Consider the following 12,848-nt stretch of genomic DNA (forward strand, 5'->3'; position numbering starts at 1 on the left):
CGCGGCCCAAGTGGTTGGCTCCGAACTTCGAGTGCACATCACCACGCGGGAGAGCATTCCGCCTCAGGCCCCGGGTGTGTACGTCTTCGAGTGCTACTTCGATGCGCCTCTGGGGTCATCTGGCAGTCGAATACTCGTCGCAGCACTCGGCCAGTCGGAGCCGAAGTATGGTTGCTCGCCGCCCCTACCGGCGGTCGCCGGAGCCGTGGTTGATGACACCCACCCTACCTACGCCAGGTTGTCTAGCGCCGGACTAACCGTGGCCTACAACGTCCTAACTCTCACTACTAACCAGACGAGCTTGCTCCAGCCGGAATACCTCACCTACGTCGCGGCTCGATACTACGACCCTCCCGAGGATGCGTACGGTGAAGCAGTTGACGTTGTCGTAGTCTCCCCTATGAATGGAGGATCCGTCCTCTTCGGGATCGGTCCTGACTTCGTCGGTGCCTCGCCCGCCATCGAGGGCCTGATGCGAGACGGACCGAGTCCAGCCCGCCCGCCGCAGGTAAGGAACTGGTTTGGCCCAAAGGACCCGAGGGGCAGATGGTGGCAATGCCCGCCGAATGAGCACCAGCTTCCCCTACTGCCCACCCTTCGAACGGCGACAGGGACATTGACGACGATGGAACGGACGACTGGTACTACGGTCCAAGCCTTACCGGAGGAGGCAGCGAATTCCGGGGTTGGAATGACCCGGTTGGCAGCGACGACAGCTTTGTGGCTGTAATACCAATGCCGGGCGGCGGGTACAAGTATCTTGGAGGCTGTCGCTGGGGGAGGGGTGCCAACGAGGCGTGGATAGACGAGAACGGCCTCGCACACTGGCTCAGTATTGAGGTGAGTCCAGGGCAAACTAAGCCCATGCCTGGAAACAGGATGTACCACTGGGTCTACAATCCGTACACGGGTCAGCTCCGACTATGGTGCGGGCACTATAAGTCTGCAGACGGCTGGCTGGGTCGCGACTGGGCCGCCCCACCGCAGTCCTTATCGGCGTACTTCGAGGAGTGGCGATGCGTGTTTGCGGAACGCTGAGAGGAGGACGACGGTGACTTCACGAGGCTCTCGCAATACCAGGCAGAACGCGCGTGGCCATACGTTCAACAGGTGCTTCTCGGCGGTGTTCTGCAACCTCACTGTATTGGGACTCGCTACCCTGTGCATCGGGGCAGGCACGGGCTGTGACCGTATAGGCGAGCGACCCGACGAGGGATACCGGAGTCGAGTGGCAGCCTGGCAAGATCGGAGTGGCGACTCTACAGCGACGTCCTTCTCCGCACCCGGACATCCGGTGGGAACGATTGATGCGCCGGCCTACGCCGACCTTCGTCATGTGCGAATCGTGTATGACGGTTCCTGTCTAGATGTGACCCTGCGCATGGGAGGCCCGATACCCGAGCGCATCGCCGATTGGCTTTGGGTAGAGGTTGAGCCGCGTGTACTCGTTTCCCCGGATCGCGCAATGGCTGTTGGCGTGGTGGGCGGCAGCTACCCGTCCGATCCCGAGGTGAAGCTTGGTCACGCCAGCCTCGTGACCGGTGACTATGTCGAACGAGTGGGTAGATTTGTGGCCAAACGTGTAGGCGAAGTCACTATGCGCAGGCTGGGTGCGGAGGTCCACCTTAATATCCCGTTAGCTCAGGTAGATCACAGATACGCGGAGGGCTTCCGAGCTCTTGGGAACTCACTGAGGGGCGACCTCGAGCCGAGCGCATGTGGTGTGCGTGTGTTCTACGTGCCTCGGCATGCGCCGACAGGCCCGAACTGGTTCGTAGAGCCGTGCGACGAACTGGATGTGCCCCGCACCGGCAGCATTCTCACGACTGCCTTGCCCACCCACCCACAACTCGTCGAGCCTTAGGGCTCCCCGAAATGTATCCATGAAAGGACGAGGACAGTCTCCTCGCAGGCTGTCCTCACACCCCACGCCCCCCCGGGACTTGACGAATACGAGTTCTTGGATCAGAATGGAGGTTGTTATTGCGCGGCGGCGCCGGATGGCCCCCGCCCGCAGAAAGGAATCGTTCAGATGAAACGCCGTTTTGGCTTCACGCTCATCGAGCTTCTCGTCGTCATCGCCATCATCGCCATCCTTGCTGCGATTCTTTTCCCGGTCTTTGCGCAGGCGCGAAGCGCTGCCAAGAAAACCGGCTGCATCAGCAACGGGAAGCAACTCATGGTCGCGCACCGGATGTACTCGGACGAGTTCCAGGGCACGCTGATGGGAGGCCGCACGCATGGCTTGCCGCCCAACTGGGCTACCGAGATCATGTGGCCGAAGTTCCTGTTCCCTTACATGAAAAGCAAGGACGCCTATCTGTGCCCGGCCGAACCCAACACGCATTATGCAGATCTCGGCGATGCCGATCGGTACAACAACCGAGGTTGGCTCTCCATCGGCTACAACGCGAGCGTATCCATCTGGTATTGGACGGGCGACAACACGTTAGTCCGTATCAAGCAGAATCAGATTCGCGTGCCGGCCATGACCGCCATGTTCGCCGACACGATGTCTGGAGACGTTCGGGACGGCTACTACGGCTATTGTGCGGACAACACCGGTATTAACATCACTGGTGGGTGCAACTTGAGCGACCGCCATGGTGGAGCCAAGAAGGCAGCCGATCCGTACGGCCAGATCAACGTGCTGCTGCTGGACGGACACGTCAAATCCTACGGTTGGAACCGTATCAAGTCCGGCCAGGTAAGTGACATGTACCCGGGCTGCAACGCGGAGGAGGCCAGAGACTTCAATGCTGCCGGCCTCAAGTGGATGCTGTGGGGCAAGTGCAAGCACCCGGATAACTAGCTATGAAACAAGGAAGTTCGAAGCTGGTTCTGATCGTAGTTCTCGTGCTCGTCATCGTCGCGGCTGCGGCGTATGTATTCCTCGGCCCTGGGCGGGAAGCCTTCGGCGAGGGAGCGCGCGCGCCCGGCGAAAAGATCGATCTGACTCCAACTCCCGAGCACCCTGCGACGCCAGGTATCGGCGGCGGCGGCAACTAACACCATCGCCACGTTTCGTACATAGTCACGCCCCCACAGCTCTCGCAGTGGGGGCTGTCGTCATTGGATAGCAGATCACGAGCCCACCCACACGCTTGGGAAACCACGCTCACAGCGCTCGGTCGCTACAGGAAAGCCCATCAATATCTCGACCCCCACGGCCAAAGAAATGTAAGCTACCGGGGTTCCTGACGCCGGGCGTACACCCGGCGTCCTTCCCAATGGCAGTACCGGAATGGCCGGATACCGGAGGTGAACGGATGAAAGCGCTTTGGGTGATTGCGGTGCTCTCCATGCTCGCGTTCCTCACGGGCTGTGGAGGCGGCGGAGGCATGCACGACGCCAACCCCTGGCAGGGGCGCTATGTCGGGCAATACGAAATGGCAAACGACTACGGCGACCTGGACGTCGTGATTGACTACCGCGGAAAGATGGACGGCGAGTGGTTCAGTCGCGTGGACGGTGCTACAGGGAGGCTTTGGGGTGACATCACGCGGTCCGGGCGCTTCACCTTCTACACGAGCTGGGTTACCGCGTATGGACACGGAGAAGTGTGGAACGGCACTCGCGTGCTGATCATTGACGGGTATTCCACACGCGGCCCGGTGCAGCCCAAGATCTCCAACCTGAAGAAAGTGGACGACAAGCGTACCTCTGGCGACCTCGTCGGCAATTGACGATCGCGGGGCCATCCGATTGCGGTAGGATCGGACGGGTGCCCCGCGATCCGGATATCGGCAGGGCCCGCTAGCTTTTTGCCAAGGAGTTGCCGAAGGTGTCCACACTCGCCGAGACCTTTTCACGTTTTGCCTATGAACTCGACTACGCCAAGCTGCCCGAGGAGACGCGCCACGAAGCCAAGCGCAGGCTCATCGATTCGCTGGGTTGTGCAATGGGCGCCTACCTCGCCGAGCCATCCAAGATCGCCAGGCGCATAGCCCACTCGGTCCACGGCGGCGCGACGGTCATAGGCACGTTCCACCAGACATCGCCCGAGCTCGCTGCGTTCGCCAACGGCGTGCTGTTTCGCTACCTCGACTACAACGACACCTACCTGTCGAAGGAGCCTGCCCACCCCAGTGACAACATTGCTGCGCTGCTGGCAGTCGGAGAGCTGGCGGATTGCAGCGGAGAAGACCTGATTACTGCCATCGTAGCATCCTACGAGGTGCAGTGCAGGTTGTGCGATGCGTTCTCCATTCGCAGTAAGGGATGGGACCATGTTACCTATGGTAGCTTCTCGACGGTGGCGGGTTGTGGCATGTTGTTAGGCTTCCAACCGGAGCAGTACGTGCACGCCTTCGGGTTGGCGGGAGTACCGAACAACGCGATGCGCCAGACGCGTGTGGGCGAACTGAGCATGTGGAAAGGATGTGCTTTTGCCAACGCTTCTCGCAACGGTGTGTTTGCGTCGCTACTCGCGTCCGGGGGTATGACTGGTCCGGCACCCGTCTTCGAGGGCGAGATGGGGTTCTTCAAACAGGTATCCCACGAGCCTTTCGAGGTAGCACCACTGGGCGGCGACGGATACATGATCAACCGCACCTACATCAAGAAGTACCCGGCCGAATACCACAGTCAGAGCGCGATAGATGCTGCACTCGAACTGCGACCGCAGATCAAAGACCCATCGCAGATTGATAGCATTCTGATCGAAACATTCGACGCGGCAGTGGAGATCATCGGCGGGGAGCCGGAGAAGTGGCGGCCTCAGAGTCGCGAGACCGCCGACCACAGCCTGCCCTACTGCACCGTGGTAGGCCTCGTGGACGGAGAGGTTACACAAGATAGCTTCGCGCCCGCCAGATTCACCGATGATAGGCTGCTGCAGATCGTGGCAAAGGTGAAGGTGAAGGCGGATCCCGAGCTTAACGCCATGTATCCCGAAAAGGGCATCCCCAACCGCGTGACAGTGACACTGAAGAACGGGGAGAAGTTGGTTAGCGAGGTGGCAGCGCCGCGCGGACACGCACTCAATCCGATGACCGACCAAGAAGTGACAGCTAAGTTCCTGTCCATGGCCACGAAAGTCCTTGGGCCTGCTGAGGTGGATGAAGCGCTGGAGCGCCTCTGGAGCCTGGAGAACGAGCGGGACCTGACAGACCTGCTCGCGCTGTTCGCTGTGTGATTATCAGCGGACAGGCAGCAGCACGGCACGTACCCACGTCGCATCGGGATCCGGGATAGGTAACGGGAGTGCGATCATCTCGTAGTCGCCTTCGGGTGCAGCCGACAGGTCGAGACTCTCGAGAATGGGGATGCCTGCGCCTAGCAGCGTGCGATGATTGGGATAAGTATCATCATCGGGGGTATCCACCGACATGATGTCCAGTCCCACCAGTGGAATGCTTGCGGCGGCGAGTCGTACTACCAGTTCAGCCGGCGGCGGGCCCACACCTTCGCACCGAAAAAGTGGCCGCACACTCGGTAACCAATCACGCTCCGATAGCACGCTCCAATCAGAGACGTGGATCACCTCGGCACGTCCAATGAAACGGTCCAGAGCGGGCTCCGACGCATCGGCGAAAAAGTGCCGAGGCATGTCCACGTGCGTCCCTGCGTGTGCGCTCCCGAGCAACACGCTAACAGAATAGCGGTCCCCGCGTTCGAAACTGTACGCCTCGACCCTGGAAAACGGCACGTCGCCCGGATAGACCGGTGTCTGTGGGCCCAGCGGTCGCGTGATGTCCAGTATCAGCATCTCGTCGGCCACGGTTACGCCGTCGTCGTCATCAAGGGCAAAAGTGCGTCAACCGCATCGAAGAAGCGGTCTACGTCCGCATCCGTGTTGTAGAAGTGGGGAGACACGCGAATGCCGGCGCCGGTGCGGAAGTCCACATAGATGTTCTCTTTGCGCAGCGCATCGGCCAGGGTCTGGTCTCCCGGTATCACCATCGAGACCGCACCCCCGCGTTTTTCTGGGTCCTCCGGGGTGCTCAACCGAAAGCCCCTCGCCTTGGCCCCAGCGATCAGGCGGTCCGTCATCCGCAACGAATTCGCCCGGATCGCGCCGATGCCTAGGCTGCCGATGATGTCCAGGCCCGGCTCGCACGCGAACAACCCTGCCATGTAGTAACCGCCGTTCTGAAAGCGCAACGCCCCGGTCGTCGGTTCGAACGAGTGGACGTCGAAGTCGGCCACCCTGGCATGTGCCATCGCGCCCGTCAGCTTCGGCACCCACTGCTTGGCGAGGTCCGGACTCACGTACAGAAAACCGGTTCCGGAGCCGCCGCACAGCCACTTGGCACAGCCCCCGATAGCGAAGTCCACTCTCCACTTCTCGCAGCGCACGGGGAGCACCCCCGCGCTCTGGTACACGTCGAGAATGACGTACGCCCCCACCTCGTGCGCACGCCGACACACTGCTTCTGCGTCCAGAACGTATCCGTTACGGAAGAACACGTGCGAGACGGGGACGAAGAGAGTGTGATCGTCGATGGCACTGAAAAGCTCGTCCATGTCCGGCCCGATGCCGTCGCGCAAGGGCACGATCGCCACTTCGGCGCCGATACGCTCCTGCTGCATGCACAGGTAGGCCTGCGACGTGAAGCAGCCCTCGGTGAACACAATCTTGTTGCGTTGCGGCGTAGGCTCTAGGCAAGACATCGCCACGGCACACGCGAGGGTGCTGTTCGTGTGGAAGCTGATCGTGTCCGCCTCGGCACCGATGAACGCGGCAATCTTGTCTCCGACGCGTTGCATGGTGGGAGGCCCGAACGCCTCCCAGTCGGCTCTCAACCAGCGCTCTGCGTACTCCTTCAGCCTTTCCGCTCCCTGCACGGGCGGAGCTCCGGCAGAAGCCGTCATCAAGTATGTGCGCTCAGTTACGGCAGGAAATTGGTCTCTTTGATATCCCGATAGGTTCACGGCGTCCTCACAACGATGGACTCTCATGGCGGTTCGACAGCACCTGTTGCCTGCCTTCTGTCCGCCTGCTGTTTTCGGAACCGCGAACTGAACGGTCCTATCTTGGGCCCAGCAAAGTACAATGCGGCACACGCCGGCGTAGCTCAGGGGTAGAGCGCCCGCCTTGTAAGCGGATGGTCAGGGGTTCGAATCCCCTCGCCGGCTCCAGCAGACCCAAGAACGGGATCAACATCCGGTGAGTTTCGAGGCGGGACGCAGGGCGGCGGGAAGCAATACTTAGGGTATATAAATAACCGGCGCAGACGATGGCGTCTAGCCCACACTCATCGGAAGCAGAGGTGCTTGCCCGTGCCCACGACAACCCGCGCGCGCTCCGCCACAACCAAGCCGCTTGCCAAGCGAGAACTGCTGGAGACGATGCTCCTCGCCCGCGAAGGCGACCGGCGCGAGGCCATTCTCATTCGACAATCCAAAGGCTGGTTCCACATCCACGGTATGGGTCACGAGGCGCTCGCCGCCCTCGTTGCTCACCTCAAACCGGACGACTATCTGTTCCCGCACTATCGCGATCGGGCCATGGTGCTCGCAAAGGGCATCACCAACCGCCGACTGGCCCTCGCTTTCCACGGCAAGGCGACATCGAGCTCGGCCGGAAGGCAGATGCCCGGCCACTACTCAGACCGATCGCTGAACATCTTCAGCATGCCCTCGCCAGTAGGTGCGAATTGCTTGCCCGCTGTAGGTGCGGCGTGGGGCATGAAGATGGACGGCAAGGACTCTGTCGTTCTCGTCAGTATCGGTGAGGCTTCGAGCCGCCAAGGCGAGTTCTATGAGGCGGTCTCCTTCGCGCTGGAGCGCAAGCTGCCAGTGGTTTTCTTGGTGCAGGATAACCGATACGGCATCAGCACGAACACGGACGAGAAGAACCCTTTCCGCCTCGGCGTGTTCAACGAGAAGAATGTGGTTCGCGTGAACGGTCGCCTGGTGGACGAGGTGTACGTGAAGGGTGGCGACGCCATCGCCAAGGCACGCTCGGGTGCTGGCCCGACCATTTTGTGGCTGGAGTTGGACCGTCTCGGCTCGCACAGCTCCTCGGACGACCATCGCGTGTATCGCGACCAGGCGGACATAGACAAGATGTTCGAGCGCGACCCCATCACGCTTCTGGCTCAGGACCTTATCGCCAGTGGCGAACTGACCGAGGCCGAGTGGGCACAGCTGCAAGAAGAGACGCGCGAGCGAGTGGATGCCGAGTATCGCGAGGCCGAGGATGCTCCCGACCCGGATCCAGCGAAGCTGAACGACCACCTGTACGGTGACCCGGCGACGGCGGTGCCTCCCGCAATAGAGCCCGGCTCCCGCACTACCATGGTCAAGGCCATCGGGGAGACGTTGCGCAAGGCCCTTGCCGAAAACGAAAAGGTGATCCTCTTCGGTCAGGATATCGAAGACCCGAAAGGCGGCGTGTTCGGCTTCACCAAGGGCTGCTCGGAAGCGTTTCCCGACCGTGTGCTCAATTCGCCGCTCGCCGAGGCCACCATCGTCGGAGTAGCAGTCGGCCTGGCCGCGTACGGGTGGCGTCCCGTGTTCGAGCTGCAGTTCACCGACTTCATCCCACCCGCGTTCAACCAGCTCATCACCAATGTCGCCACGCTGCGATGGCGAACCAACGGAGACTGGAAGTGCCCGATGGTGCTCTACGCCCCGTACGGTGCTTATCTCCCGGGGGGATCCATCTGGCACAGTCAGAGCAACGACGGTATCTTCGCTAAGCTACACGGTGTACGCCTGGCAATACCGAGCACCCCTGAAGATGCTTCTGGGCTATTCCAGACGGCAATCCATGGCGACGACCCGACGCTTATTTTGGTCCCGAAACACATCTTTCGCAAGCAGGTGGATGTCCCGAACACGCTGGACCCCGTGCCGCTCGGTAAGGCTCGAATCGTGCGAGAGGGCTCGGATGTCACTCTCGTGACGTGGGGTAACTGCGTAGAGCTGGCGCAGGAGGTGGCCGAGCAAATGGCGGCAGAGGCTGACATCGAGATCCTCGACCTTCGGAGCCTGGTCCCATGCGATTGGGACGCAATCGAGCAGTCGCTGGCCAAGACGGGCCGGCTGGTAGTGGTGCACGAAGACAGCCGGACTTGCGGCTTCGGCGAAGCCATCATCACCGAGATGACAAGCAAGTCCGAGCGGTGGGACTTGTTCCTTTCCCCACCACAGCTGGTCGCACGCGAGGACGTGCACATAGGATATAACCCTATCTGGGAATATGCCAGCCTGCCGGACACAGAGCGGGTTATGAGTGCGATTCGATTGACCATGGAGTAGAACATGCCGAGCCAAGTGATCCACGTACCTGCCATCGGTGAAGGCCTTCAGGAAGCGCGCATCGTTCAGTACCTGAAGAAGCCCGGTGAAACCGTCAAGCGCGATGAACCGCTGTATGAGATGGAGACCGACAAGGCGGTGATGGCCGTCGAGTCGCCCGTGAGCGGAGTCGTGGAAGAGTGGCTCGTGCCCGAGGGCGAGGTGGTGCCCATCGGCGCCGAAGTGTTGCGGATGAATACCGACGAGAAGGGGAGTGCACAAGTCGAGGCGCCCAAGCCCGAACCCGCAAGGGCGGCCACGCACGTGGCTGCCTCGCCGCAGAAGCCCGCTGCACCCCGAGGCAATCTCTCCATCCCGCCGAGGACCCGCGCCTACGCCAAAGAAAAAGGCTTGGCAGAAGACGCCTTGGCCACTATCCCGGCGAAGGGCTCGAAGCTGACCCCTGCTGATATCGATGCATACCTGCAATCAGCCGAGAAGCCCGCCGCGCCGGCCAGGGACGGTGCTTTCGCCGAGACACCACTCTCGCAGCGACAACGCACGCTGGCATACCGACTCAATCGCGGCGCGCAGGTTGTAGTACCTGGCACGATAGAGCGCCCAGTGGATTGGAGCGGCATCGAGGCGGCGAGGCAACGCTTCCGAGACGCAGGGGGGGACTTTCAGCCGTCTACTTACACCATCTTCGCCTATGGCGTGGCGCAGGCGGCCAAAGCCCACCCCAAATTCCGCTCCTCGATGCCGGACGATAGCAAGCTCAGAACCTACCACCATATCAACCTCGGCACGGCAGTAGCACTGCCAGACGACGAACTGGTGACGGCAGTGGTACCCGAGGCGGACACGTTGGACTTTCGCACCTTTGCCCAACGCATGCGCGAGGCCATAGACAATGCGCGCAAAGGGCAGGACCAAGCTACAGAGAGCACCCAGCTTACCATCACGAACATGGCAGCTTTCGGCTTACGCACGGCTGTCCCGGTGTTAGTATCTCCTGCCGCCTCCGTGCTGTTCCTGGGTGAGCCGTACGATGCGCCGCGCCCCATCCAGCGAGGTTTCGGGTTCGAGTTCGTTCGCACGGCTAACCTGTCGCTCACGTTCGACCACCGACTGATCAACGGCGTGGGTGCCGCCCACTTCTTGTCTGATGTATGTGAGCGGACGGAGAACGTCCTCCACTACCTCAAGTCGGACCTACCATAACCACCGATTGCATGCCTCCACCGCTTGCGGTGGAGGCTGTTTTTGGGCCCCGAGCCTACGGCCGCCACGCGGAGACCACATAACACCCCAGCATCTGGCCGTCTAGGCGACTCACCTTACTTTCAGCTCCGAAACCAATTCGAAGTACCGTAAGAGATTCGGCAGCGGTATGTTCGCCGGTAGGTGGTTGCCCGTGGCGAACACGAACCCGGGGCAGTGCTTCGCCACGGAAAACACCCACCGCAGCTCGCGCTCGATGTCGGCCTCCGTGCCAAACGTGAGCGTCCGGCAATCCGCCCCACCCATGATCACATGCGTCCGTCCGAACCGCTCCACCATGGCGGCTAGATCGTTGCACGGCTCGAAGCAGAAGCCGTCCGCCCCCGCCTCCGCCAGGTCGTCCAGGAACATATCGAACCGGCCGTCCGAGCAGAATATGATACGCTTGCCGGCCTCGCGTAGCGGCCGCCACAGCTCTCGGTAGCGTGGGAAGATGTAGCGCCGATAGAACTCGGGGCGAAAGATGGGACCTTCCGTCCATACCATGTCATCGTGGCAGATGAACGCCTCGATGGAGGTCTCAGCCCACGCCCTATAGTGGCAAAGCGACAGGCGGAAGATAGAACCTAACACGTGCTCGCCGAAACGCTCGGGGTCCTCGCCCGCCGCCTCTAGCAACCGCTCCCACCCGAACGCCTCGATGGCCCCGGAGACGATGGTCTTGTAGTATCCACCAGGTATGAGCTGGTCGTGCGCGCTCTGTTCTTGGCGATACCACTGCTCGTAGAACGATACCAACTGCGCGTGCTCGGGTGCGCCGTATTCGGCAAGGGCGTCGAACGCTAACACGTCCTGTGCATCACGAAACGGGCTGGGCTGGTGCGGGCGGAAGTCGGATGCGTCCTCCACGTAGGCGGCATGCCCCATGTCAGTTACGCGCCCCCTCTCGGCCCAGGGCACGGACCCGTCGTGGGTGCGCCATAGGAAGTCGAGTCCGACGGCGTCATAGAAGTCCTTGTTAGCCGAGGGGTCATCGCGGGGGTCGCGTCCGGTGAAATGGCGCACGACCTCCCAGTTGTCGTTATACTCTGTGTGAGCGACGCGCTCGGCCTCCTCCAGCCTCACCACCGCCCTCCCGATGCGATAGGACATGTCGACGGAGAATGTACCCCGGGCGGCAGATTCGGCGCTTCGGCACCAGGTACGGCGCAGCGCTGCGAGGTATAGTCGTCACATAGGAAAGGCTGCGATGCATCTACTCGCATTCTGGAAATACGAGAATTACTGCCGAGACATGGACGAGTTTGGAGGGGGATACAACTTCAACTCGCGCCAGCGAGTGCTACACGATGGGGTCAGCGTTGGAGAGAACCTGTGGCTGGCAACGCTGACACGTGACAGGCCGGAAAGACTGATCATTGTTGCCAGGTTGATAGTGCGAGACAAGACCATCAACGCTCCAGGATCGCCTTACGGGCCTTACTGCGTGTGGGGCGACAAGCAAGAGAGTAGATACTACCTGGACGATGGCAAGCGCGATGAACACGGCGTGCTTTCTACCCTGTCATACGTCGGATCGTCTGCACGCGGCTACGATCATCGTCGCACTGCGCAGGCCCTCCAGACGATTCGAAAGCTTACAGCAAAGGCACACGAAGACCTCTGCACGGTTGCGGGGACATTAGTTGCCGACCCCAGGGCCCGACCTCACCCCGACGAGGAGGCTTACGAGGCATATGCTACCGGACTGAGCGCTCTACCGCCATCGCTGCCCCATCCGGCAATACAGCAACCTCGCGCAAGGTTGCGGGCGGGACGCGCGTTAGCACACCGGCTCCATGAATACTATCGCGGCAGGTGCCAGCTGTGTGGCTTTGATCCGATTACCACTTACGGGATCGGTGTGTGCGAAGTGCATCACGTTGTGCCGTTGTCGCTGGGCGGAACACATGAAGAGCGTAACGCCATTTTGTTGTGCCCCAATCATCATCGCCTAGTCCATCGTGCGGATGCCCACTTCGACTATGCTAGGCTCGGCTTCAGCTTCTCCCATCTTGGGCGGTACGAGCCGCTCGTTCTCAATGAGCACGTTCCAAAGGCAGATGCAGTCTAACGCAGATTCGCAGTTCTTCATGGAAGTGATCAGGGCAAACCTGAGTGATGATCTGTTGTCGCCTGAGCAAAGCAGTCGCCTTGGACCAGAGCGAAGGCCATGTGCCGGTCACTGCTATATCGCGGTAGAAGCGCTGTGGCACCTTGCAGATGGTCGTTCGCGCCGATGGCAGACCGTCTCATTGAGACTGCCGGATGGCAACACTCACTGGTGGATACGGACCCCTGAAGGAGAGGTCCTGGATCCGACTGCGCATCAGTTCGCGACACCACCCGATTATTCGGCAGGAACCCCGCGAGGCTTGCTCACGCGACAGCCCTCG

At 61.1% G+C, this 12,848-nt stretch carries 13 protein-coding genes and 1 tRNA gene; 10 read left to right on the forward strand and 4 right to left on the reverse strand.

From position 1 onward, the window contains the following. Positions 1-274 precede the first annotated feature (274 nt). Positions 275-574: a hypothetical protein gene (locus tag HRF45_12875; protein MEP0767416.1), complete on the reverse strand. Its 300-nt coding sequence runs from the start codon at positions 572-574 to the stop codon at positions 275-277. A gap of 146 nt (positions 575-720) precedes the next feature. On the opposite strand from HRF45_12875, the gene HRF45_12880 reads away from it, so the two are divergent. The 6 genes from HRF45_12880 to HRF45_12905 all read left to right on the forward strand — a co-directional run bounded on the left by HRF45_12880 (position 721) and on the right by HRF45_12905 (position 5,137). Beyond that, on the forward strand, positions 721-1,038 hold the full coding sequence (locus HRF45_12880) for a hypothetical protein (GenBank protein ID MEP0767417.1): 318 nt from the start codon (positions 721-723) through the stop codon (positions 1,036-1,038). A gap of 13 nt (positions 1,039-1,051) precedes the next feature. Beyond that, a complete protein-coding gene (locus HRF45_12885; GenBank protein ID MEP0767418.1) occupies positions 1,052-1,864 on the forward strand; it encodes a hypothetical protein in 813 nt (270 codons plus the stop codon). A gap of 168 nt (positions 1,865-2,032) precedes the next feature. Further along, positions 2,033-2,812 (forward strand): prepilin-type N-terminal cleavage/methylation domain-containing protein, encoded by a 780-nt coding sequence (locus HRF45_12890; protein ID MEP0767419.1) that lies wholly within the window; start codon positions 2,033-2,035, stop codon positions 2,810-2,812. A 2-nt stretch (positions 2,813-2,814) separates the two neighbouring features. Next, positions 2,815-3,009 carry a hypothetical protein gene (locus tag HRF45_12895; GenBank protein ID MEP0767420.1) on the forward strand — a complete coding sequence of 65 codons (195 nt, stop codon included), beginning with the start codon at positions 2,815-2,817 and terminating at the stop codon, positions 3,007-3,009. Between the two features lie 260 nt (positions 3,010-3,269). Further along, positions 3,270-3,686: a hypothetical protein gene (locus tag HRF45_12900; GenBank protein MEP0767421.1), complete on the forward strand. Its 417-nt coding sequence runs from the start codon at positions 3,270-3,272 to the stop codon at positions 3,684-3,686. A gap of 98 nt (positions 3,687-3,784) precedes the next feature. Then, positions 3,785-5,137, forward strand: a complete 1,353-nt coding sequence (locus tag HRF45_12905) for an MmgE/PrpD family protein (protein ID MEP0767422.1) — start codon at positions 3,785-3,787, stop codon at positions 5,135-5,137. A 3-nt stretch (positions 5,138-5,140) separates the two neighbouring features. On the opposite strand, the gene HRF45_12910 is transcribed toward HRF45_12905, so the two are convergent. Both HRF45_12910 and HRF45_12915 read right to left on the reverse strand, forming a co-directional pair. Next, the gene (locus tag HRF45_12910) at positions 5,141-5,722 is read right to left on the reverse strand and encodes a cyclase family protein (GenBank protein ID MEP0767423.1); all 582 of its coding nucleotides are present in this window, start codon (positions 5,720-5,722) and stop codon (positions 5,141-5,143) included. Between the two features lie 2 nt (positions 5,723-5,724). Further along, entirely contained in the window at positions 5,725-6,789 is a 1,065-nt protein-coding gene (locus HRF45_12915; GenBank protein ID MEP0767424.1) for an aminotransferase class V-fold PLP-dependent enzyme, read from the reverse strand. 219 nt (positions 6,790-7,008) lie between these two features. Here HRF45_12915 and HRF45_12920 point away from each other — a divergent pair. From HRF45_12920 to HRF45_12930, 3 genes are all read left to right on the forward strand, one after another. Then, a tRNA-Thr gene (locus HRF45_12920) sits at positions 7,009-7,083 on the forward strand. Positions 7,084-7,293: 210 nt separating this feature from the next. Further along, positions 7,294-9,210: a 2-oxoisovalerate dehydrogenase gene (locus HRF45_12925; protein MEP0767425.1), complete on the forward strand. Its 1,917-nt coding sequence runs from the start codon at positions 7,294-7,296 to the stop codon at positions 9,208-9,210. Positions 9,211-9,213: 3 nt separating this feature from the next. Further along, complete coding sequence (locus tag HRF45_12930; protein ID MEP0767426.1) at positions 9,214-10,413, forward strand: 2-oxo acid dehydrogenase subunit E2; 1,200 nt, start codon at positions 9,214-9,216, stop codon at positions 10,411-10,413. A gap of 111 nt (positions 10,414-10,524) precedes the next feature. Here HRF45_12930 and HRF45_12935 read toward each other — a convergent pair whose 3' ends face one another. Continuing rightward, on the reverse strand, positions 10,525-11,538 hold the full coding sequence (locus HRF45_12935; protein MEP0767427.1) for a hypothetical protein: 1,014 nt from the start codon (positions 11,536-11,538) through the stop codon (positions 10,525-10,527). Between the two features lie 124 nt (positions 11,539-11,662). Between HRF45_12935 and HRF45_12940 the strand changes: the two genes are divergently transcribed. After that, positions 11,663-12,526 (forward strand): HNH endonuclease, encoded by an 864-nt coding sequence (locus HRF45_12940; protein MEP0767428.1) that lies wholly within the window; start codon positions 11,663-11,665, stop codon positions 12,524-12,526. Positions 12,527-12,848: the final 322 nt, after the last annotated feature.

It is taken from the genome of Fimbriimonadia bacterium (assembly GCA_039961735.1).
GTDB lineage: Bacteria > Armatimonadota > Fimbriimonadia > Fimbriimonadales > JABRVX01 > JABRVX01.

Excerpts from the sequence above, each read along its gene's own strand:
- HRF45_12895 (MEP0767420.1), top strand. The coding sequence starts at position 2,815 with ATGAAACAAGGAAGTTCGAAGCTGGTTCTGATCGTAGTTCTCGTGCTC.
- HRF45_12925 (MEP0767425.1), top strand. The coding sequence starts at position 7,294 with ATGCTCCTCGCCCGCGAAGGCGACCGGCGCGAGGCCATTCTCATTCGA.
- HRF45_12930 (MEP0767426.1), top strand. The coding sequence starts at position 9,214 with ATGCCGAGCCAAGTGATCCACGTACCTGCCATCGGTGAAGGCCTTCAG.
- HRF45_12940 (MEP0767428.1), top strand. The coding sequence starts at position 11,663 with ATGCATCTACTCGCATTCTGGAAATACGAGAATTACTGCCGAGACATG.
- HRF45_12890 (MEP0767419.1), top strand. The coding sequence starts at position 2,033 with ATGAAACGCCGTTTTGGCTTCACGCTCATCGAGCTTCTCGTCGTCATC.
- HRF45_12900 (MEP0767421.1), top strand. The coding sequence starts at position 3,270 with ATGAAAGCGCTTTGGGTGATTGCGGTGCTCTCCATGCTCGCGTTCCTC.